Annotated in this window: 14 protein-coding genes; 4 read left to right on the top strand and 10 right to left on the bottom strand. The window is 43.0% G+C overall.

The genetic code is table 11. The features are described from left to right. Positions 1–13: 13 nt before the first annotated feature. The 10 genes from rlmKL to R7127_RS14195 form a co-directional block, all read right to left on the bottom strand. The gene (rlmKL, locus tag R7127_RS14150; protein WP_025766615.1) at positions 14–2134 is read right to left on the bottom strand and encodes a bifunctional 23S rRNA (guanine(2069)-N(7))-methyltransferase RlmK/23S rRNA (guanine(2445)-N(2))-methyltransferase RlmL; all 2121 of its coding nucleotides are present in this window, start codon (positions 2132–2134) and stop codon (positions 14–16) included. Positions 2135–2620: 486 nt separating this feature from the next. Then, a complete protein-coding gene (locus tag R7127_RS14155) occupies positions 2621–3163 on the bottom strand; it encodes a cell division protein ZapC (protein WP_005377444.1) in 543 nt (180 codons plus the stop codon). Between the two features lie 168 nt (positions 3164–3331). After that, positions 3332–4342, bottom strand: coding sequence for a quinone-dependent dihydroorotate dehydrogenase (gene pyrD / locus R7127_RS14160; RefSeq protein WP_017634281.1), 1011 nt, complete (start codon positions 4340–4342; stop codon positions 3332–3334). A 311-nt stretch (positions 4343–4653) separates the two neighbouring features. Beyond that, positions 4654–9495 carry an NAD-glutamate dehydrogenase gene (locus R7127_RS14165; protein WP_025766614.1) on the bottom strand — a complete coding sequence of 1614 codons (4842 nt, stop codon included), beginning with the start codon at positions 9493–9495 and terminating at the stop codon, positions 4654–4656. Positions 9496–9696: 201 nt separating this feature from the next. Next, positions 9697–9915, bottom strand: coding sequence for a DUF2835 domain-containing protein (locus tag R7127_RS14170; protein ID WP_005377440.1), 219 nt, complete (start codon positions 9913–9915; stop codon positions 9697–9699). 65 nt (positions 9916–9980) lie between these two features. Next, the gene (gene pepN, locus R7127_RS14175; RefSeq protein ID WP_172563249.1) at positions 9981–12587 is read right to left on the bottom strand and encodes an aminopeptidase N; all 2607 of its coding nucleotides are present in this window, start codon (positions 12585–12587) and stop codon (positions 9981–9983) included. A 226-nt stretch (positions 12588–12813) separates the two neighbouring features. Continuing rightward, complete coding sequence (locus R7127_RS14180) at positions 12814–13479, bottom strand: hypothetical protein (RefSeq protein ID WP_005377438.1); 666 nt, start codon at positions 13477–13479, stop codon at positions 12814–12816. Between the two features lie 194 nt (positions 13480–13673). Further along, positions 13674–15680: a carboxy terminal-processing peptidase gene (prc, locus tag R7127_RS14185; RefSeq protein ID WP_042522998.1), complete on the bottom strand. Its 2007-nt coding sequence runs from the start codon at positions 15678–15680 to the stop codon at positions 13674–13676. A gap of 17 nt (positions 15681–15697) precedes the next feature. Beyond that, positions 15698–16324, bottom strand: a complete 627-nt coding sequence (gene proQ, locus R7127_RS14190; RefSeq protein WP_005377435.1) for an RNA chaperone ProQ — start codon at positions 16322–16324, stop codon at positions 15698–15700. A 97-nt stretch (positions 16325–16421) separates the two neighbouring features. Then, complete coding sequence (locus R7127_RS14195) at positions 16422–16895, bottom strand: GAF domain-containing protein (protein ID WP_005377433.1); 474 nt, start codon at positions 16893–16895, stop codon at positions 16422–16424. A 92-nt stretch (positions 16896–16987) separates the two neighbouring features. Between R7127_RS14195 and R7127_RS14200 the strand changes: the two genes are divergently transcribed. The 4 genes from R7127_RS14200 (at position 16988) to rsmF (ending at position 24287) form a co-directional block, all read left to right on the top strand. Beyond that, on the top strand, positions 16988–18784 hold the full coding sequence (locus R7127_RS14200) for an ABC transporter ATP-binding protein (protein ID WP_021033889.1): 1797 nt from the start codon (positions 16988–16990) through the stop codon (positions 18782–18784). A gap of 24 nt (positions 18785–18808) precedes the next feature. Beyond that, positions 18809–20059, top strand: a complete 1251-nt coding sequence (locus R7127_RS14205; protein ID WP_017821871.1) for a paraquat-inducible protein A — start codon at positions 18809–18811, stop codon at positions 20057–20059. Next, on the top strand, positions 20052–22700 hold the full coding sequence (locus R7127_RS14210; RefSeq protein ID WP_017821870.1) for an MlaD family protein: 2649 nt from the start codon (positions 20052–20054) through the stop codon (positions 22698–22700). Before R7127_RS14205 ends, R7127_RS14210 begins: the two co-directional genes overlap by 8 nt. Positions 22701–22850: 150 nt before the next feature. Further along, entirely contained in the window at positions 22851–24287 is a 1437-nt protein-coding gene (gene rsmF, locus R7127_RS14215) for a 16S rRNA (cytosine(1407)-C(5))-methyltransferase RsmF (protein WP_017821869.1), read from the top strand. Positions 24288–24379: the final 92 nt, after the last annotated feature.

The raw sequence follows: 24379 nt of genomic DNA on the forward strand, positions 1-24379 counted from the left end.
CCTTTTGTTTATACTACGCGTGCGTTACTAGCCAACAGTTATGAATCTGTTTATTACGCGAAAAATCTAATGGTAACGTTTGAGAAGAAATATTCTGAGCCTTCAAACCCAATTCAGCGAGTGATTCTTCATCCATCTTGAAGTGACGTTTGTTATTTGAAAATACGATTGTGCCTTCACTTCTCAGTAAACGTTTGAGGTTCTTCATTAGCTTAATGTGGTCACGTTGTACATCGAATGATGTTTCCATACGCTTAGAGTTAGAGAACGTAGGTGGGTCAATAAAGATCAAGTCGTACTCACCTTTTGCGTTTTCTAGCCATTGCAAACAGTCCGCTTGTTCATATTTATGTTGGCGCCCTACACAGCCATTAAGCTGCATATTGTCTTTCGCCCAGTTCAAGTAGGTGTTTGACATATCGACAGTTGTAGTGGAACGCGCACCACCAACTGCAGCGTGCACCGTTGCACTACCAGTGTAAGCAAACAAGTTAAGGAAATCTTTACCCTGTGCCATTTCGCCAAGACGACGACGAGTGATCTTATGATCCAAGAACAGGCCTGTGTCTAGGTAGTCATGAAGGTTCACGATCAGCTTCACACCGTACTCGTTTACTTCGAGCGTCTCTGATACCTGACCTAATTTTTGGTACTGGCTTCGACCTTTCTGCTTCTCACGAACTTTCAGTACAACTTTGTTCGCTTCAACACCGGTCACCTGAATCGTCGCACGGATAATGTCCGTTAGACGACGCTTGGCTTTTTCTTCAGGGATGTTCTTAGGTGCTGCGTACTCTTGAATCACAATTTGATCGCCGTACACGTCGATCGCTACGTTGTATTCTGGAAGGTCTGCATCGTAGATACGATAGCAGTCTAGTTTCTCTTTACGAGCCCACTTGCCAATCTTGCCAATGTTTTTCTTCAAACGGTTTGAGAAGTCTGGTGCGATTTGAACGTTAGTATCTGCACCTTTAACTTCATCAGCGCTGCGCTCGGCAATGCTGTAGTTCTTTTGGTGACACGGTAACGCACCGTTGTTCAATTTAAACTGTTTATCAGCGCGCATACGAAGGCAACTCAAGAGCTCGTCCGAGCTAGAGAAGATAGATGCTTTACATCCGCCAAACTCAGATTTTAGCTGTCCACCGAATGCGGTATAGAGCGCAATCAGCCCCGGCTCAGTTCCTAGACGCTCACCGTAAGGTGGGTTTGAAACGATAACACCGTGTTCAAATCCTGCGGGACGAGTAATAGTTGCAGCATCACCTTGCGCAAACTCAATCAACTCTTCAACACCTGCTCTGCGGGCGTTTTCTTGAGCGACTTTTAATACTTTGGGGTCGTTATCGAATCCAAAAAACTTAGCGTCAACTTTCTTGACACCCCGTCTAGCTTGAACATTAGCCTCTGATTTAATCTCAGCCCAGGTCTCCGGCTCAAAGTCTTCCAAAACTTCGAAGCCCCATTGTTTGCGCTTAACGCCAGGTGCCATGTTGGCTGCCATCATTGCCGCTTCAATAAGCAAAGTGCCAGAACCACACATTGGATCGAGTAATGGTTGATGCCCATCCCAGCCACAACGCATGATAATCGCAGAAGCAAGCGTTTCACGTAATGGCGCACGACCCGATTCTGGTCGATAACCACGCTGATGAAGACCACTACCTACCATGTCTATCCCAAGCAACGCTTTATCTTTATGCAAACGAACGTGAATACGAATATCTGGGCGTTCTTTGCTGATATTAGGACGTGGCAAGCCTTTATTCTCAAAGCAATCTACGATGCCATCTTTGACCTTCATAGCTCCGTATTGGCTATTTCTAATCTCACGGTTTGTGCCGTTAAAGTCCACAACAAAGCGTTTAGAGCTATGAAATTGGTTAACCCAGTTAATAGTGGAAGTGGATAGATACAAGTCCATGTCGTTGTTACACGTGAACTCAGATAAAACACGTACAAATCGAGACGCTAAACGGCTCCACAAACAACAGCGATAAACCTGTTCGTTTGTCGCTTTAAATTTTACGCCTGCCTGTACTGGTTTCGCATTTTCAATGCCTAGTTTAGTCAGTTCTTCAACAAGCAAATTTTCCATGCCATTTGAAGTTACCGCGAGATATTGATTCATAGTGTTCTTTCGCTGATAAAAAATGGCTTCAATTATACCTGACTTTACGATCAATGCCTCGTTTTTAAAGGTATTTTCCCACCCGTTAGTTCAAATCATCACCACTCAAATGATCTAAAACTTTCAACATCTTTAGTTTGAATGTTTTTCATTCATGAACGTATTTTGTTTCCTTTAGAAGAAGTGAATACTTATTTACATGCATTTTGGTATATACCAGTCGTGATTGGTTGATGTAAATTACTTACAAATGCCCTTTATAGGGGAATAAATAGGGTTGTTTTAGGCGCTAGGTTGCCTAATTAAAGGAGTAATCAAATTGAAATAAGTAAAATAAAAGTGACCAGCTTCATGTTTGCATGCATAGAAAACAAACAGTTTCATGGTCTTTCGGATTGGAGTGTCAGAGGAAAGGACAAAAAAAATCGACCCAATAAGGTCGATTAAGGCAAACAAAGGAACGAAATAAAGAAAAATTAAACAGCTTTAACCCACCATTGCCATAGGGGTCATTGCAAAGAGGTGATTTGCACAAGCCATGCGATCATGCATTACTTTAATCGGCTGCCCAAATTGAAGCGCCTTATTGCCATCAAGAACAAAGGCTTCTTGGTTAACATAAGCACATAAGCTCGATGTTTCGCCTGGTTCTAGAACGATGAACATACCATCAGAATATTGATTTGTGAGAAAGACCATGTCCCCTTCTTGAGGTTCATAATCAGAGGACTGTGCATCGAAGAACCAGCTCTTAGGCTGTACAGGTTTATGAAAACGCTTTGCAGCAACACAATACAGTGTTAATTCAGCTTGGCGATATTCACTGATATCGAGACAGCGAATGCGCTCATTAAACGTTTGAAATGCGCTGGCGTCATCAACGGTAAATTCACTGTTTGAGAAGGCACAGTTAACCAACAATTTTCGGGATAGATTGGTTTGGAAAATCATTTCCTCCCCCAGATCCAGCATTAAGCAAGCTTTTTGCTCGTCAAAATACCAATTCCATTTGTCGCTGGGTTTAAGCATTATTCCGTTCTCTCTTGACTAGTTAAATCAGTGGTAAAGAGGTAAGACGCTTAATTACCTACTCGTGATTTTTAAATTCTACAAACGAACGGATAAAAAAAAAGAGGAAACAAAGTCCTCTTTTTTATGTAACAGGTACTGATTTTTCAGTAGTTTTTGATGTATATGTTAAAGATTCTTAACAATATCACGTACGAGACCTGGGCCGTGGTAAATAAAGCCAGTGTAGACTTGAACAAGCTTAGCGCCTGCCATGATCTTTTCTTTGGCTGCAACATAGGAATCTACACCACCAACACCGATAATTGGAAGTTTGTCTCCAAGCTCTTCATGAAGCTTACGTACGACCTCCGTAGAGCGTGATTGCACAGGGCGACCACTCAAGCCACCTGCCTCATTGGCGTGTTTCATCCCTTCTACGATCGTGCGATCCAAAGTTGTGTTAGTCGCGATCACACCATCTATATTGTTTTTCAATAAAGAATCGCAAATTTGGCAGATTTCATCGTCACTTAAATCTGGCGCAATCTTTAATGCTAACGGGACGTACTTGTTGTACTTCTCTGATAACTCCGCTTGTTTCGCCTTTAATTCGGAAAGCAGTTCATCAAGGGCTTCACCATATTGAAGTGAACGAAGGCCTGGAGTGTTTGGCGATGAGATGTTTACTGCAATATAGCCAGCATACTCATACACTTTTTCCATACAAATCAGGTAGTCCTCTGCCCCTTTCTCAATTGGCGTATCTTTATTTTTACCGATATTAATTCCGAGAACACAATTGAATTTTGCTCGTTTAACATTCTCGATCAAATTATCAACGCCTAGGTTATTAAAGCCCATGCGGTTGATGATCCCTTCTGCTTCCACTAAACGGAATAGGCGTGGTTTATCATTACCTGGTTGTGGTCGTGGCGTTACAGTGCCGACTTCGACAAAGCCAAAGCCCATGGCATCAAATGCTTCAATACATTCGCCGTTTTTATCTAAACCAGCCGCAAGACCAACAGGGTTACGGAATGTTAGACCCATACACTCAACTGGACGAGTTGGTAACTGTTGGCGGTAAAAGAGATCAAGTGGTGTGCCGTTAAAGCGTTGGAAGTTTTTGATTGCAAGATCATGTGCCTTCTCGGCATCGAGTTGGAAAAAGCCAGTTCTGGCTAGACGGTAAAGCATTGTGCCTCCGAAAGAAAAAAGCCCCGTATAAACGGGACAATATTATTTACCGTTTTTCATCGTAATTCAATGAAAATGAACGTAATAAGTAAAAACCTATATCTTTATAAGATTTTCAAATATAAAACAAACAATTACAATCAAGTTTCTGCGATAAAAATCGTAACTAACCGCTTAAAAGCAATCGATTTCACTCTGTTTTAATTTCAACTCAATGTGACAATGTAACTATTTTCGTTCCAAATGTGAATAATAGATAATAAAAAGCCCCGTTAAATAACGAGGCTTTTACTTATGACTTGATTATTCCACTACTCTTTCGATGAGCAGTTGAGGTTTAAAAGTACTAGCTCTCGAAGTGCTACAGAGAACTTAGCAAATTCGTGTACTGAGCCAACTTTGAACTCGTTTAAGATACTCTCCCAGCGGTGCAACGATTGCTCGTTAGTTTCAATCCAATCTTCTAACGCAGCCATCACGTCAAGCTCTTCGGTTGAGCAGCCACAAGTCAGTACCTGAGCGGTAAGTTGACGTTGTTGCCAGTCCAGATCTTCACGGAATGCCGCTCTTGCAAGTGCTTGCCAGTTGTTATCAACGGCTTGGCTATTAATTTGCTTCAAGAACCAATGCAACGATAAACGGTCACCCAAGTTAAAGTAGAGTTTCGATGCTTGCTCAACCGTTTTACCTGTTTCACTTGCTACTGATGAAATATCCAGTGCAGATTGTAAGCTTGATAAGCGGGCAACTTGGTGAGCGAGTTTCTCTTCAACCCCTTTCTCTATCCAACCTTGAGCCAACTCATTGTGTTCTTCAACTTCAGACTCAACTAACATAGTGTCTAGGGTTTCAGTGATAACATTGACATCTTGCTTGTAGATAGCAATCAACTCACCGACCGTGCATTTGCCGCTACGGTTACGAAGCAACCAGCGTGCAATTCGACGCAGTGCTCGGCGCACGTAAAACATAATTTCGTATTGAGCTTGCGCTGTCGCAACGTTATCAAGTTTGCGAGTTTGCTTGAGGATTTCTTCTAAATCAAAGATTTCTCTAGCCGCACTGTAAGCGTTGGCAATATCGACAACACTTGCACCAGTTTCTTCTTGCAAACGAGTAACGAAGTTACAGCCCATTTCATTAACCATCTGGTTAGCCAATGCTGTAGCGATAATTTCAGCTCGCAGTGGGTGATTAACCATTTGATCTTTATAGTTACGTCGTAACGCACTTGGGAAATATTCAACAAGTTGTTTTGCATGGAATTCATCATTTGCGATTTCATCCGTAACAAGTTGCTGTTTAAGTACCATTTTACCGTAGGCAACTAACACTGATAGCTCAGGGCGAGTCAGACCTAGTCCCTGTTTTTCACGCTCGATTAGCGTTTCATCATCAGGAATGTATTCGAGAGCACGGTCCAAGTACCCTGCTTTCTCCATAGTGTGGATGAATCGAATTTGCTCCTTAACAATGCCAACACCTTGCTGTTCAGTAACAGAGATCGACTCCGACTGACGGTAAGCATCATCCAAGACAATTTCACCCACTTCGTCTTCCATAGACTCTAGAATTTGGTTACGTTGCTTAACCGTAAGATCGCCATTTGAAACCAGTCCATTGAGGAAGATCTTGATGTTGACTTCATTATCCGAACAGTCAACGCCACCTACGTTATCAACGAAGTCCGTGTTCACTCGACCGCCAGTTAGTGCGTATTCGATACGACCAAGCTGAGTCATACCCAAATTACCACCTTCGCCAACCACTTTGGCTCTTAAGTCACGGCCGTCAATGCGCAGCATGTCGTTAGCACGGTCACCAACATCTGTATGAGTTTCTGTCGATGATTTAACGTAAGTGCCGATACCACCGTTCCAAAGAAGATCGACTTTCATTTTCAAGATCATCTTTATCAGATCGTTAGGCGCTAAAGATGCTTTCTTCGTACCTAACATTTTCTGAATTTCTGGCGTCAACTGGATCGATTTTGATCGACGAGAGAAGATGCCACCACCTTGAGAGATCAAGTCTTTGTTGTAATCTTCCCAGCTTGATCTTGGCAAATTAAACAAGCGGTTACGCTCTTCCCAGCTGCTGGCTGAATCTGGATTTGGATCAATAAAGATGTGCATGTGGTTAAACGCAGCTTGCAATCGAATATGCTTCGATAACAGCATACCGTTACCGAACACGTCACCTGCCATATCACCTACACCGATTGCAGTAAAATCAGTGGTCTGACAGTTGATGCCCATTTCACGGAAGTGACGTTTAACAGATTCCCAACCACCTTTTGCGGTGATTCCCATTGCTTTGTGATCGTAACCGTTTGAACCACCTGAAGCGAATGCGTCACCTAGCCAGAAGTTGTATTCTGCAGAAACAGAGTTTGCCAAATCTGAGAAGGTTGCTGTGCCTTTATCGGCAGCCACTACTAGATATGGGTCATCTTCATCGTGACGAACAACGTTTTGTGGTGGTACCACCTCTCCTTCAATGATGTTATCTGACACATCAAGCAGTGCACGGATAAAGCGTTTGTAACAACGCTGACCTTCCGCAAAAATTTCATCACGACTGGTGAGAGATGGCTGGCGTTTACAAACGAAGCCGCCTTTTGCACCCACTGGTACAATTACAGTGTTCTTAACCTGTTGCGCTTTCACTAAGCCAAGAATCTCCGTACGGAAGTCTTCTTGACGATCTGACCAACGCAAACCACCACGAGCCACTTTTCCACCACGAAGGTGAACACCTTCAATATCTGGTGCGTAAACAAAGATCTCGAATGCAGGTACAGGCTGCGGAATCTCAGGAATATCGCTTGGCTTCATTTTCAAAGATAACCAAGGCTTAGGCTGCTTATTCTCGTCTACTTGGTAGTAGTTGGTACGAAGCGTCGCCATGATCATTTCGATATAACGACGAATAATACGATCATCATCCAAGCTCTCTACACGATCCAACTGCTCTGTTAGCTTTTTAATTAGATCGTTTTGGCCTTTGTCGCTGCCTTTGTGTTTCGGATCAAATCGCTTGGTGAACAGCTTGACTAGACCTGTCGCTAAGTCTGGGTAGTGGCTTAGCGTGTCTTCGATGTACTGCTGACTGAATGGGAAGCCGACTTGGCGCATGTATCGTGCGTAAGCGCGAAGAATGGAAATCTCACGGCCAGATAAAGACGCACCTAATAACAATCGGTTGAAACCATCACTTTCAAGATTACCCGCCCAAATGGCAGCAAATGCTTGTTGGAAACGATCACGAGCTTCACGAAGGTCAACGGTTTTCTCGCTCTTATGCAGCATAGAGAAGTCAAGGATCCAGAAGGTCTGACCGTTGTTTTTCTCGATCTCATATGGCGATTCGCCAATCACACGCAAACCAAGGTTTTCCAACATCGGCATTACGTCAGAAAGGTGAATTGGTTCATCGCGATGATATAACTTTAAGCGGACAGCTTTGGAATCTGCTCCCTCTTCTTGAGGTCGGTAGAACAACATACCAAGTTTATTATCATCACTTAACGCTTCTAAGCGCTCGATATCTGCAACCGCAGAACCTGGCATCATGTCCTCTTTGTATGAGCGAGGGAACGCACTCATATATTCTTTTGAAAGAGGAAGGCCTTTACTTTCACCAAAGTTAGCAATGATGGATTCTTTTAGTCTGTCATCCCAAGAGGTAGAAACTTCCATTAGATTTTGCTCGATCTTTTTCACGTCTACGTCAATGTTGTTATTGTCTACACGAACAATGTAATGTGTTCTCGCTAGTGGGCTTTCTGAGAAGTACGTTGTAAATTCAACCTCTTGCTCGCAACCAAAGTACTGCTTAAGAATGCGTTGAGTTTGACGACGCAATTCTGTGTTGTAACGATCTTTAGTGACATAAACCATGCAACTGAAGAAACGACCAAATGGGTCTTTACGAACAAACAAACGCAGCAAGTCACGATCTTGCATTTGTACAACACCCATTCCCACCTCAAGCAGCTCTTCTTCATTAGCTTGAAGCAACTCGTCGCGTGGGTAGTTTTCTAAGATATTGTGCAATGCTTTGTATGAGTATGATCCGTGGCGGTATCCACTTGCTTCAAGGATACGGTCAACTTTTTCACGGATCAGAGGAATACTTTGTACCGCTTGGTTGTAAACGGCGGAGGTATATAAACCAGTAAAGCGATGCTCACCTATTACTTTACCGTTTTCATCAAACTTTTTAATACCGATGTAATCAGTATAAGCCGGACGGTGGATACGAGATGCTTTGTTACCTTTGGTGATGATCAGAGCGTATGGTTTTTTCGCTTCTAATCGCGCTGAATCTGATAATTCAGAGAGCTTGACGCTACGCACGCGCTTGTCATCAGCAAACAGACCTAGTCCTTTTTCTTTAGCAGGAACAAGTTCGGTATCACCATTGACCTCTTTTAAGTCATAATCTTTATAACCCATAAAGGTAAAGTTATGATCTTCTAGCCAACGAAGAAATGCGATCGTTTCATCCATACGATCAGTTTGGATAGAAACACGATCTTTATTTTTCTCAAGTTCATCAGTAACAAACTTAAGCTTATCAACCATCTGCTTCCAGTCATCAACGACTAAGCGAGTATCAGATAGAATTCTTAACAGCTCTTCTTTAAGCGCTTGCATCTCGTCTTTACTAGTAAGGCGGTCTACCTCTATGTGGAAAAGTGATTGAAGAACACCACCCTCACCGTTTACGTCTGTAACTTGGCCTTTTTTATCACGCTGAATCTGTGTTGGGTTATTCAACATTAGGTGACAAACAAGATCCAAACGCGCTAAAGCCATTTTGACTGAGTCCACTAAGAATGGACTATCTGGAACAACAATTTCTACGATTGTGTGTGTGGATTGCCAGCCTTGACGACTTACGGTCGGGTTAAATACTCGAACCGAAATCTCTTCTGGTTTTTTTTCATTGATATGGTGCCAAAGGCTAACGACAGCACCATAAAGGTCGGATTCGTTTCGCTGAATTAGATCATCATCAGCAATGTTACTGAATAAGTGTTGAGCAAGTTTAGTTACAAGCGTTTGGTGAGAAAGCTCGAGTTTGTCTTGAATCAGTTGGTAAACCTTTTCAAGCAGAACCGGCACTACATTTTCACGCGCGGTCATATTCACACTCCACATTAGAATTGTTGTTTTGTAGGGGGACTTAGTAGCTAGGTTGTTACCTTAGAAACTAAGCATAGGTAATGCATGTGCCCATTGTAAAAGCATAATTACAAATGTTTAACAACTAATCGTAGTGGTAAGAGGTGAAATGTCCGATTCTGTGACTAAGATTCCTATTTAACTCTCTGCAAATACAATACATCACAGAGTTTCTAACTTAAGAAACTTATTATTTTGGTCAGTTGTTAGTCTAAACTGGCCTCTAACGCCCAATTGACTAAGAAATGGTCTAAATCTCGCAGCGGGTAACTGCAAACGCAAACCGTTGTGTGTGACAACTTGAACAACACTTGCCGCACCAGAATAATGAGATAAAAACGTTTGATATGAAATGTTGAGATTGAAGTAGTAATAGTTCATGAAGTGAAAACTAAGTGACATAAACAAATAAGGTGGTCTTAATGACCACCCTATTGTGTTGTTTACTATTCGTCCAGTGCTTTAGTCACTTTTTCGAATAGATCTTTAGCAAGATTATCCATTGCTTTGAGCTTTTCAAGTTCTGCACGAATCATTGCTTGGCGAGCTTCATCGTATTTACGGAACTTAAGCAAAGGATCAATCATTCGAGAAGCTACTTGTGGGTTCGAATCATTTAGTTGGCGAAGAATTTCACCGGCAAACTGGTAACCTACGCCGGATGTATCATGGAAACGTACAGGGTTCGCACTTAAGAACGAGCCAATTAAGCTGCGCGTACGGTTCGGATTTTTCAAACTAAATGCTTCGTGGTTCATGGTTGCTTTTACTTTTTCAAGAGCATCCTCTGCAGGATTGCTACCTTGAAGTGCAAACCACTTATCCATAACCAAACCATCGTGCTTCCATTTATCGCTATAATCAGCCATAAGTGCTTCACGACACTCGAGCTGAGCGTTATTTGCAGCACTCATCGCAGCAATCGTATCTGTCATGTTATTTGCAGATGCGTACTGCGCGTTGACTAAATCATTACCTTTTTCCGTATGTGCTAGGTACTGAAGGCAACGGTTACGTAAAGCACGCTTGCCAATAGCAGCATGGTCGATCGTATACTCTGCTTGCTTAAGCGTGTGATAAGTCGCACTTAGCTCATCTTCTAATTCCTTAGAAAGTGACACTGTAATGCTGTTTAGCACTTTATCTACGGCATCGATATCAATTTGCTGGTACCAACCAGTAATCTCATTGATTGAAGGCATAGAGAAAACTTGAGCAATGAAAGCTGGCTCAAGCGTTTCATCCAACAGCACACCGCGGAAAGCATCTATCACACCTTCAGAAAGCGATACTTCTTGTCCCGCTTGAACGTTTTTCACATTCTGACGAATGTATTTAGCCAATAGCATTTGGCTAGCGTCCCATCGAGCAAAATCGTTCGTTGCGTGCTTCATCAAGAAGACTAACTCGTCATCGCTGTAATCGTATTCTAATTTGACTGGTGCCGAGAATTCACGCAACAAAGATGGCACTGGCTGTTCTTCGACATTTTCAAATACGAACGTTTGCTTATCTTGTTTAATATCCAGCACGTTATGAACAAATTCACCGTTACTCATCAGTGGGATAACTTGACCTTTCGAATCATACAACTCGATATCGAACGGGATATGCAGCGCTTGTTTTTCTGCTTGGTCTTGCGTCGGCTCCGTAAATTGCTCTACCGTTAGTGCGTAAGTTTTTGCATCAGCGTTGTATTCGCTATTTACGCGTAGCGTTGGTGTACCCGATTGGCTGTACCACAAACGGAACTGTTTTAAATCAACACCGGTGGCATCTTCCATTGCAGAAACAAAGTCTTCACACGTCGCGGCGGTACCATCGTGACGTTCAAAATAAAGTTTCATTCCTTTTTGGAAGCCCTCTTCGCCAAGGAGTGTATGGTACATGCGAATAACTTCGCTGCCCTTTTCATACACCGTTAGCGTGTAGAAGTTATTCATCTCAATGACTTTGTCAGGACGAATCGGGTGAGACATTGGGCTTGCATCTTCCGCAAATTGAGGACCACGAATAATACGTACGTTATCAATACGGTTATCAGCACGAGAGCCTAAGTCAGAAGAGAATTCTTGGTCACGGAATACGGTTAAGCCCTCTTTTAGACTTAGTTGGAACCAATCACGACAAGTGACACGGTTGCCAGTCCAGTTGTGGAAGTACTCATGACCTATCACAGCTTCGATGCCTAAATAATCACGATCTGTCGCAGTTTGATCGTTCGCCAGAACATATTTTGAGTTAAAAATGTTCAAGCCTTTGTTTTCCATTGCACCCATGTTGAAGAAATCAACAGCAACGATCATGTAAATATCCAGATCGTATTCCAGGCCAAAGCGTTCCTCATCCCACTTCATCGAGTTGATCAGCGATGTCATCGCATGACCTGCACGATCTAAGTTACCTTTATCAACAAAGATTTCTAAATCAACACTGCGACCTGACATCGTTGTATATTTGTCACGCAATACATCAAAGTCGCCTGCAACAAGGGCGAACAAGTAAGCTGGTTTTGGATGCGGATCCTGCCATTGAACCCAGTGACGACCGTTCTCTGCATCGCCTTCTGCAATTCGGTTACCATTGCCCAGCAAATATGGGTAAGCAGCTTTATCTGCGATCACTTTTGTTGTGTATTTTGCTAGAACATCCGGACGGTCTAGATAGTACGTGATACGGCGAAAGCCCTCAGCCTCACACTGAGTACAAAATGCGCCGCCTGATTTGTACAAACCTTCGAGTGCTGTATTCGCTTCAGGATCAATTTTGGTGACGATTTCAAGTTCAAACTCGGATGGAAGATCGGTCAGTACCAGCGATGACTCCTTCACCTCGTGATGAGCCCAATCCTCACCATTTACTTTTACAGCGCGTAGCTCAAGCCCTTCGCCATCGAGTTCTAGCGTTGTTGTATCGCCTTTTTGAGCAACTTTTGATACCGCCGTAACGATTGTGTCATTGTCATATAGATCAAAAGTAAGATCGATATCAGTAATCGCATGAGATGGCTCTTTATAATCTTTACGATATTTGGCCTGGGGAGCTTGAGACATGAGCATAAATCCTTGTATGTCGAACAACAAAAATACCAGACTGCATGATCAAAAATGCAGTTCTGGTATCACTATATAAGCTATTTGTAGGGGTTGTGGTATCAGAATACAAGTCTTTCTATCAAAAAACGGAGCTTTTAGTGCTCTAGCTCCGTTTTTTGATTAACATTTAAACAACATTAATGACTTACCGTACGCACGCGTAATTTGGCGCATGTTAAAGGCATCATGGCGTAACTCTATTGAGTACGGCGTACATATCACCATTGGAATCTTCGATCGTTAGCTCATTCTTGTTGAGCTTATACGTGGTTCCATGCTCGCCATTTTCATACAGCAGAACCAAAAACTCATCTTCTGTGTAAAACACACCTTGTTTGATGGACTCATCCCCTTCTTCGTTCGAAACCCTAAACATGAACACGAAATCAGGTTGAAGTATCAAATCCATCTGATTAATGTTGTTGGCCACAAGACCGTCGCCAGATACGTGAGAGCTAGACCAAATACCTGCAAGTGAATTAGATAATCCTTTAGTGAACGTTACACCATTAAGATCAAGCGTATTATGGTTGTTGCGATAGGCATAAATTTGAGGCTCGTCGGTGTTTAAACCAAGAACGATGGTGTCTTCATTTGCGTTATACAGCCCTTCCCAATGGTCAACGGAATAGTCTTTCTTTTGAATATCAATAGAAAAGCTGTAGTCAGAACCTAATGAGAGTTTGATCGCACGAAAGTTTTCAGCCGACTCTTCGGGGTTTGGGTTCATCAAATACCAGTCTCCGATGAGAAACGGCGTGTCAAAGTGACTTAATTCATCTTCTCTGGTGTTTTCTCCACCAAACACACTAAAGCAGCAAAAGCTAAGTAAAATAAAGAACCACTTCATATCGGCATCCTTATCGTTTTCTTTTAGCTTAGCCAGTAGTCCTCACTTTCGCGAAATTTTAGATGTAGATCACGTAAATTATTGGGGGAAAATAAGCGAATATCTTGCTCGATATCGAGACAGCGGAAGACAAAAAGGCATAAAAAAAGAGTGAATCTGAAAGACTCACTCTTTTTATTCTAAATTGCCAGTTATTATGACTGATTTTCCTGCTTAAGTAGATCGACCATAATCGCGACAGACTCATCTAAATAAACATCAGGAGCCTCGTAGTCTTTTGGTATGTCATCCAATGTTTTGAATGCTTTTTTACCCAAAGCAACTTGACGTTCATTTATGCGTTGTAATCGAAGGGCTTCCGCTTTATCCGATTCAGCTTTACGAACTTTTTCGTTCAAAGACAAAGTATTATCGTCTTTTTCTTTACGATATTTCTCGATGTCTTCATTGATAAAGCGGAACTCCATTTCATCAGAAATACGCTTGTTATGAAGAGCAGTAAGTTTTTCAACTAAGGCGTCGTTACTTGGAAACGTTTGATATTGTGCTTTATCAATCTGATCCCAAGGTAAAGCATTGTCTTCAACACTTTCACCTGTTTCAGAAGCCTCTATTGGCGTTGGGTACGAAATATCTGGTGCAACACCACGATTTTGCGTACTTCCACCGTCAATACGATAAAACTTCTGAATCGTGTACTGAACATAACCTAGCTCTTTATCGAAAAGATCGTAAATATGATTCAGTGAACGATGTTGCTGAACTGTACCTTTACCGAAAGAGTTTTCACCTAAGATGATTGCACGATTATAATCTTGCATTGCCGCTGCAAAAATTTCAGATGCTGAAGCACTGTAGCGGTTAATCAACACCGTCAATGGGCCATCATAACTCACTTTTCCATCGGTATCGGCATTCACCTTGATGCGGCCATAGCTGTCACGGACTTGAACTACAGGGCCTTCTTTAATGAATAGACCTGTCAATGCCGTTGCTTCTGTTAGCGCACCACCGCCATTGTTGCGTAGATCAACGATTACGCCGTCAACGTTTTTGGTTTTCAACTCAGCTAGTAATTTATCGGTGTCTTTCGATAAGCCGACGTAGAAACTTGGTACTTCTAAAATACCAATCTTCTTACCGTCTTTTTCGATGATTTCTGACTTAACCGCACGATCTTCTAAGCGAACTTTGTCACGAACAATTGTGACAATGTAACTCTTCGCATCGTTACCTTCTGGCAAGATCTGTAGCTTAACCTTTGTGCCTTTAGGGCCTTTGATTAACTGAACAACATCATCCAGACGCCAACCGATCACGTCGACAATTTCTTCACCGTCTTGTCCAACACCAGTGATTCGGTCCCCTTCACCAAGTTGCTTACTCTTTGATGCCGGACCGCCAACAACAAGTGAACGAATTACTGTGTAATCGTCTGTCATTTGCAAAACGGCGCCGATGCCTTCTAGAGAAAGGTTCATTTCCGATTGGAATTGCTCGGCATTACGTGGAGAAAGGTAGCTTGTATGAGGGTCAACCTGTCGCGCGAAGGCATTCATATACAACTGAAATGCATCTTCATTGTTGGTCTGTGTGATGCGCTTCATCGCGTTGTTATAACGCTTCTCTAAAACTTCTTTAATCTCTGGCCACTCTTTGCCAGTCAGTTTCAGATTTAACGCGTCATATTTCACACGCTTGCGCCACAACTCGTTAAGCTCTGCTTCGTCTTTTGGCCATGCGGCCTCAGAGCGGTCTAACTCTATCTCGTCATCGGTATCAAACTTGATCTCTTCATCGAGTAAAGTTAACGCATAAGCAAAACGATCGAAACGCTTCTGCATTGAGAGGTTGTAAACATCAAAAGCAATTTGGTTGTTGCCCGATTTAAGCTGATCATCAAGCTCTACTGACCAATTTTTAAATGAATCGATGTCTGCTTGAGTGAAAATATTTCTATTGTAATCAAGCAACTCTACATAGCGTTCAAAGATCGCTTTAGAGAAATCATCATTGAGGCTGAAGTGCTTATAATGAGAGCGGGTAAATCGCGAGGTGACTCGTTTGCTAGCTGTTTCATGCTGAACTTCAGGAGAAAGAACCGGCAGGTCATCTTTATGTAGTTTGGCTTCAAGAGCCTGAGCTGATGCTGCTAGCCATAAGCTAGCAGCAATCAGGGTCACTTTTGAACGGCAATTCATGCGTAGGAGTATCTCCTTTATGCGCGCAAGTGCTCCGCTTTCACAACCATTTGTAGGCCGTTAGCAAGTTGAACACGTACATCATCCTTATTGATTTCAACAATGGTCGCTGCCATGTTTCCTTTGCCCATGTTCACGTTAACTGCGTTACCTACTGTGATTTCATCAGCATTTAGAGCGCGCGTTTCTACAGGCTTAGTTGGTTTTTGTACTTTTGGTTTATTAGTACGACGAGGCTGTTGAGGCTTTTTAGCCGCAGGTTTCGCTTTCGCCTTACCCTCTTCACGAGCTTTTTGTGCTTGTTCTTTACGACGAGCCTGAACTTTCGCCTTGCTTTCTGCAAGTGTCGCTTTCGCGTGTTCAACGTGCTCTTCTTCTAGCTCACCACAAGGGTTGCCATCTAGGTCTACACGTACTGCACCTGGTTTTACACCGTGTAGGTAACGCCATGATGAAGTGTACTGTCTTAACGCTGCACGAAGCTGTGTTTTGCTTACTTTTTCGTCTTCATTTAGACGTTCCGCAAGATCTTGAAAAATACCAATTTTCAGAGGTTTTGCTTCACCTTCTAAAGTAAAGCACTTAGGGAAACATTCAGCAATATATGCAATAACTTCTTTGCTGTTTTTTAACTTTTCAGTCATGAGGGGTCCTGATTTGAGCGGATTTCCGCGAGCATTAAGAAAAAATATTCTCGTATTATAGTGACATGCCAAGGAAAAACCACACTCGAAGGCTAATTTATGCGTCGTTCGCGTGTGAATTAAGCAGCTTTTCTACTTCAACCATGAAATGAGTGAGACCTTCTTCGTCTGTTTCATTAAATCGGCCAATACTTGGACTATCAATATCAAGTACACCAACCACCTTTCCATTAATAGAAAATGGAATCACAATTTCTGAATTGCTCGCTGCATCGCACGCAATATGCCCCTCAAATTCGTGAACGTCGTATACTCTTTGTATAGTATTAGTTTGTGCAGCAGTACCGCAGACGCCTCGACCCATTGGGATACGAACACAAGCTGGTTTTCCTTGGAACGGACCAAGAACAAGCTCTTCACCTTTTGTTAGGTAAAAGCCTGCCCAGTTAAGATCGTCAAGTTCCATGAAAAGCAATGAGCTCAAGTTTGCTAGGTTCGCAATAAAGTCTGGTTCAGACTCAATTAGAGCAACAGCTTGTTTGGTTAGTCTTTGGTATTGTTCTAAGTTCATATTAACTTCCTACTTACTATAAAAGCTTCCATTCTCAATGTATGGCGCTAAAATGCAGCCCTACTTTATAATAGGACTTATTCTCAATTACAATGCTTCTGAAAAATGACACTATTAGCCGTTCTTGGTTGATAACACAAGTAAAAAAGCACAAGTCCAAGCTGATCATAGCGAACTTGATAGCGGTGCTTGCAACCTTGATTAGTGTTCCAATTCCCCTCCTCATGCCTTTGATGGTTGATGAGGTCTTATTGGACCAACCTGCAAAAGGCTTAGATGCCATGAATGCCATTCTCCCTGAAGCGTGGCACACTCCGACAGGCTATATTTTCTTCACCCTGTTCTTGGTTGTTCTTATGCGAGCTGCGAGCCAAGGATTAAATATCCTTCAAAGCCGACAATTTACGCTTGTTTCAAAAACCATCACGTTTGAGATGCGCAGTAAAATGATCGACAAACTCGGCCGTATCAGCATCCGACAATACGAAACCAAAGGTAGCGGAGGAATCAACGCACACCTTATCACTGACATTGAGACCATTGATAAATTTATTGGTTCTACGTTAGCAAAATTCGTTATCAGTTTTCTGACTGTTATTGGTACTGCTATCGTTCTACTTTGGCTCGATTGGCGACTTGGTCTGTTTATCCTGTTAGTTAACCCTATTGTCATTTACTTCTCACGTAAACTAGGCAGTATGGTTAAACATCTGAAACGGAAGGAAAATCATTCTTTTGAAATTTTCCAAAACCGTTTGGTTGAAACATTAGATGGAATCTACCAACTACGCGCAGCCAATAAAGAGCGAGAATTCCTCCAACAACTCAAAGACAGTGCGAACCAAGTTCGCGTTGATGCAGACAAGTATGCTTGGCAATCTGAAGCGGCTGGTCGCGTTTCTTTTCTTCTCTTTTTGATCGGCTTTGAATTATTCAGAGCTGTCGCAATGTTAATGGTCATGTTCAGTGACCTTACTATTGGCCAAATATTTGCCGTTTTTGGTTACCTATGGTTCATGCTGTCTCCTGTTCAAGAGTTGCTTGGGATTCAGTTTTCTTGGTACAGCGCTAAAGCCGCATTAAAACGCATCAACGACTTATTAGAGTTAGAAGAAGAGCAGAGACCGGTTCCTAAGGTAAATCCTTTCAAAGAAGGTAGAGAAGTTGATGTTAAAGTAGAAAACATTAATTTCTCTTACAATAATGAAAACAAAGTCCTAGATAATCTTTCTTTACATATGCCGGCAGGAAAGAAAGTGGCGTTAGTTGGCGCAAGCGGCGGTGGTAAGTCAACCTTGATACAATTACTTATTGGGGTTTACCGTCAAAACTCCGGTAGCATTCGCTTTAATGATGAATTAACAGAAGATATTGGTTTTGAAGTAATTCGCGACAAAATTGCCGTGGTATTACAGCAACCTATACTATTTAACGACACCTTGAGGCATAATCTAACGCTTGGTGGGGATTTTGACGAAATGTCACTTTGGCGTGCGCTTGAAGTGGCTCAGCTGCAAGATGTTATTTCTCAACTGAACCACGGCTTGGATACTCAAGTTGGTCGTAATGGCATTCGTTTGTCAGGAGGTCAACGACAACGGCTTGCCATTGCTAGAATGGTGCTGAGTAATCCTCAATTTGTTATTTTAGACGAAGCCACGTCTGCGCTAGATACCGCTACTGAAGCGGCTTTACACAAAGCACTGACCGAGTTCTTACGTGGTAGAACAACATTAATCGTTGCGCACCGACTATCCGCTGTTAAACAAGCCGATTTGATCTACGTGCTTGAAGATGGGAAAGTGACGCAAACAGGTACTCATGGTGAGTTAGTTGAGCAAGAAGGCTTATATCAAACCTTATATGGGGGCATACAGTCCCACGCTTAAATCGTTCAAGCTAGAGAGGTCGTTATGACCTCTCTGTCTAAGCACGCCATGCAACCCAATAACGTACGTCTGTGCCAAGGTTGTGAATTGCCTGTCGACATCGTCGACTTACCCCATGGCAAAAATGCACACTGCCCTCGTTGTGGTACACAATTATATCGCGGAGGTAGCCCTAGCCTCTCTGGTAATCTAGCCGTCGCGATAACCTGTATCCTACTATTTATTCCATCGCACTTTTTTAACTTTATTAGCATCCGACTCTTTGGTGTGATGATTCCGGCAACCCTGCCTTCAGGGATGATCACATTGATGGAAGAAGGATTTGTTCTTCTTTCATTGCTCATTCTATTTTGTAGCTCTCTAGCGCCACTGACGGTTTGTGTTTCAGTGGTAACGGCGCATATTTCTTTACATCAACGATGGTTCCGTGGGCTTCGTATCTCACTGTGGCTAATTCAACATTTGAAGCATTGGGTTATGTTGGATGTGTTCTTAGTTAGCATCGCCATTTCCTGTTTTAAACTCCAAGATTATTCCGACATTTTCGTCGGCCCAGGGTTAATTGGTCTGGTTCTTTTGCAGATATTTACCGTTTTGTTAGTTTCAAGAATCAGCGTGCGTCGTTATTGGGAAGCTTGGAAACCAGAAAGTTTATATGCTTTTGAGCATAAAGATGTGCATTGCCATGAATGCCACTTGTCCCAGCCTGAAGGTGACCATTGCCAGCGTTGTCATCACGAGTTATATCATCGCAAGCCAAACTCCATTCAGAAAACATGGGCTTACCTCATCGCAGCAACGGTCGCCATCTTCCCTGCTAACCTGATCCCTATTTCCATCTTGCTTACCAATGGTAAGCGTTTGGAGGACACTATTTTTTCAGGCGTGGCTGGTTTGGTAAAAAGCGGCATGTATGGAATCGCTGCGATCATTTTTGTTGCGAGTATCGTTGTCCCGGTGATTAAAATACTTGGGCTCGCCTACATCATGCTTTGCATCCAATTCAAACGTTCGGTGTTTAAGAGACAACGAATGATGGTTTACTTTGTTGTTAAATGGATCGGTAAATGGTCTGTGATGGATTTGTTTGTTATTTCTATCATGATGACGTTAGTCGATCGTGGTCAGATACTGGATTTCACACCAGGATATGGCGCGGTAGCATTTGGTGTTGTCGTAGTGTTGACCATGCTTGCAGCAGAAAGTATTGATCCAAGGCTAATCTGGGACCAAACAAACCCAAAACAATCAGAAAAAGAGTCAATGAATGAGTGATCAGAACAGTTCTCAAACGTCATACGTACCAGATGTAAAGCGGAGTAAAGGCATATCTCCTCTTTGGCTGTTGCCAATTTTGACCATGGTCTTAGCTGGCTGGCTTGTTGTGAAGTCGATACACGATGCAGGACAACGAGTGCAAATCTATTTTTCTGATGCCGCTGGTCTTGTCGCCGGCCGAACCACTATCCGTTACCAAGGATTAGAAGTCGGCATGGTAAGAGACATTAACCTCACCGAAGATCTCGGCAGTATTTATGTCGATGCTGATATCTATCCTGAAGCTGCAAAGTTACTGAACGATAAAACACGCTTTTGGTTAGTAAAACCAACAGCTAGCCTAACGGGAGTTTCCGGACTGGATGCGCTCGTCTCAGGTAACTACATCTCGATTCAACCCGGAGATGGTCAAGAGTTTGAGACAACATTCCATGCGTTAGACTCTGCTCCAACAGATTTACGCGTTTCTCAAGGTTTGAATATTAAGCTCAAAAGCCGTGATTTAGGTGGTGTATCGGTTGGCTCTCAAATTGTTTATAAGAAAATCCCAATCGGTGAAGTGTACAGTTACCAGCTAGATGAAGATGCAAAATCTATCACTATTCAGGCCAACATTCAGGATCAATACCGACATATCATTAACAACCGCAGTCGATTCTGGAACGTCAGTGGAATTGGTGCCAGCATCGGTTTTGAAGGTGTCGATGTAAGACTAGAAAGCATGAGTGCCTTACTAGGTGGCGCCATCGCCGTCGACTCTCCGGATGATGGTGAGCCTGTAGAAGAGAACACCGAGTTCCGTTTGTATAAAGATTTGAAAACTGCTGGTCGAGGCATCGCGGTTAAAATCGTCCTACCTGATGACAGCAAGATCAGCGGAGAAGGCGCTCCAATTATGTATCGCGGAATCGAAATTGGCCAAGTTACGGACTTGAGCCTTTCCGAAGGCCGAGAAGTGATATTGGCGTCAGCGGCAATTCAACCCGCTTTTAGTGACATGCTGACGACAGGTACTCGATTTGTCTTAGAAGAAGCAAAAGTGTCCCTTTCTGGTGTTGAAAACATTGCTAATTTAGTACGAGGAAACTTCTTAACGATCGTGCCGGGCGCGGGTGAACGCTCTCGCCGCTTTACTGCCATTCGTAAAAACGTGTTTAACCAACAGCAAGAAAAGTCCATCGCGATTCGGTTGGTATCCGACAATTCGTTTGGCCTAGATAGCGGTGCCAATGTACTTTATAAAGGCATCGTTGTTGGTTCAATCATCAAAGTGGGCCTAGTCAAGGAAGATAAAAAATCACAACACGAAGTATTTATGGATGTATTGATTGACCATGAATACAAGCATCTGATCAAATCAAACAATCGTTTTTATGTAACCGGCAGTGCGTCAGCAGAGTTAACTGAATCGGGGCTCAGCGTTACCGTTCCTCCAGCAAAGCAGTTGTTAACCGGGTCAATTAGTTTTGTGAGCGAAGGCAAGCAGGATATTCAAAAAGAGTATCAACTGTTCCAAAATGAATCATTGGCTGAATTGGCGCAGTACAATCAAAGTGGCTCTAGGGCGCTAACACTATTTGCTTCTGAATTGCCGCCGATTTCCAAAGGCAGCCCTCTACTCTATCGTAATCTTCCAGTTGGTAACGTCTCCGATTTCCAACTAGTTGATGGCGGAGTACTAATTAAGGCTACTATCGAAAACCGCTTCGCTTATCTTGTAACGCCACAAACCGTTTTTTGGAATCGTTCAGGGATTGAGATAGATGCATCATTAGCTGGCGTCAGTGTGAAAGCACACCCTTTGAAATCGTTAATAGAAGGTGGCATCGCTTTTGACTCCGTGCCAGGCGTTGAAAACAAAATCGGAGAAAACTGGAAGCTGTATTCTGATCAAAAAACCGCTCGCAAGTTTGGGCGCGTCATTGCTTTAGAAACCGACGGTTCGCAAGAGATTGCTAAAGGAATGCCGATTGAATATCAAGGTGTTAAAGTTGGTGAAATCACTCTGGTTGTACCGAATTTTCGTCGTAACATGGTTGAAGTCACTGCAAGGATCCTACCTGAATACGTAGAAAACATTGCGGTTGAAGGCTCACATTTTTGGCTAACTGAACCAGAAATTGGTTTAGGTGGCGTTAAAAACCTCGGGGCGTTGGTGTCGAAATCCATCAGTGTTGAACCAGGTAAAGGTAAAGCTAAATTTGATTTTCAATTAGAAAATAGTTCAGAACGCGTGCATGGAATCATGTTTACGTTACAAAGTGAACAGAGAGGCTCAGTACAAGTCGGTACCCCTATTCTTTACCGCCAGATGGAAGTTGGCCAAGTGACCGACGTAAGCCTAGGAGAATTTGCTGATCGCATCCTCACGACTATCAAAATACAGCCTGAATATGCTTACCTCGTTCGTCAAAACAGTGTGTTCTGGAATGTTTCAGGAGTAGATGTTTCCATCGGGCTTACCGGCGCTAACATCAAAGCGGGAACCTTTGATAGTTTAGTTCGCGGAGGAATTGCGTTTTCAACGCCAGAGCAATCGACTATTCCACCAGCGGCAAAGAGTGGGCAATCTTTCTTTTTGTATCCACAAGCTGAAGAAGGTTGGACTCAATGGCGTACAGCAATTCCGAAGCCGTAGAATAAAGCTCAATTCACGTAAAATTGAAGTTTGATCACTTTAAAAGAGCAGCAATCGCTGCTCTTTTTTATCGCTCGGCCCTTGTCACTATTCGTTTCTGCTTCGCTTTCGTATATTATTTGCCACAAATTCTGCAAACGAGATCCCACATTGCATCCTAATGTTTACATCCCAGACGCGTTTCTGGAAAAAATCCAAACTATCCTTCCTGCTCACCTCAACATGGAAGACTTTATCGCGTCGTGCCAAAAGCCACTGCGCAAAAGTATTCGAGTTAATACGTTGAAGATCAGTGTTGAAGCGTTTCTAGAACGAGCAGAAGCAAAAGGCTGGAAGCTTTCTCCTGTGCCTTGGTGTGACACGGGGTTTTGGATTGAAGCGGATGAGTCAGTTGTACCATTAGGCAACACAGCAGAACACATGTCTGGCTTATTCTACATTCAAGAAGCCAGTTCGATGATGCCGGTATCTGCTCTGTTTATGAATGATGAATCTTACGATGCCGTGTTAGATACCGCAGCCGCTCCAGGCTCAAAAACCACTCAAATTGCAGCTTTAATGAACAACGAAGGTGTACTTGTGGCCAATGAATACGCCGCAAGTCGTGTAAAAGTACTGCACGCTAATGTGGAACGTTGTGGGGTACGTAACGCCGCACTAAGTAACTTCGATGGACGCGTTTTTGGCGGTTGGCTACCAGAACAATTTGATGCGGTTTTGCTCGACGCGCCTTGCTCTGGAGAAGGCACCGTTCGCAAAGACGAAGATGCGATGAAAAACTGGACGCAAGCTTCCGTACTCGACATCGCTGACACACAGAAAGATCTTATTGAAAGCGCCTTCCATGCATTAAAGCCCGGTGGTGTGATGGTTTACTCAACATGTACGCTCAGTACAGAAGAAAACCAACAAGTTTGTCAACACTTGAAAGAAACCTTTGGGGATGCTGTAGAGTTTGAAAGCCTTGAGAACTTGTTTGAAAACGCAGAGGCAGCTCTAACTGAAGAAGGCTTTTTGCATATTTTCCCACAGGTCTACGACTGTGAAGGGTTCTTTGTTGCAAGAATTCGCAAACTGGCTGCTGTTGAGGCGCCAGAAGTCAAAAAGCGCATGGGGAAATTCCCCTTTGCTAAAACTTCAAAAAAAGAATCGACAGAAATTGCTCAACAACTCCAAAGCGCGTTAGGTATTAAACTTCCAAATGACAGTTCTGTATGGCTTCGCGATAAAGATGTCTGGTTATTCCCTAATGCTTTAGAAGCGATGATCGGCGAATTACGCTTCTCCCGTATGGGTATAAAGATCGCGGAAGCCCATAAAAATGGCTACCGTTGGCAACACCAAGTCGCGACTGCCCTGGCGACAGGTTCTGAAAGCAACGCCATTGAACTCAGTATTGAAGAAGCGCGCGAATGGTACATGGGGCGTGATGTTCGCCCACAAACCATTCCTGAGGGAATGAAAACAGGTAAAGGCGAAGTGCTTGTCACCTATCAAGGCGCAGTTATTGGCCTTGGCAAGTGGGTAAGCAACCGAATAAAGAATGGTCTCCCTCGCGAATTAGTACGAGATAAGAACTTATTTTAAAAGACGTAACGAACCATAAATAAATGAAAAGCCATCGTATTTGCGATGGCTTTTTAATTCGTAAGTATGAAAGCAAGTGGGCTCGCTAGCGA

It is taken from the genome of Vibrio sp. 1159 (assembly GCF_033340395.1).
Classification (GTDB): domain Bacteria; phylum Pseudomonadota; class Gammaproteobacteria; order Enterobacterales; family Vibrionaceae; genus Vibrio; species Vibrio alginolyticus.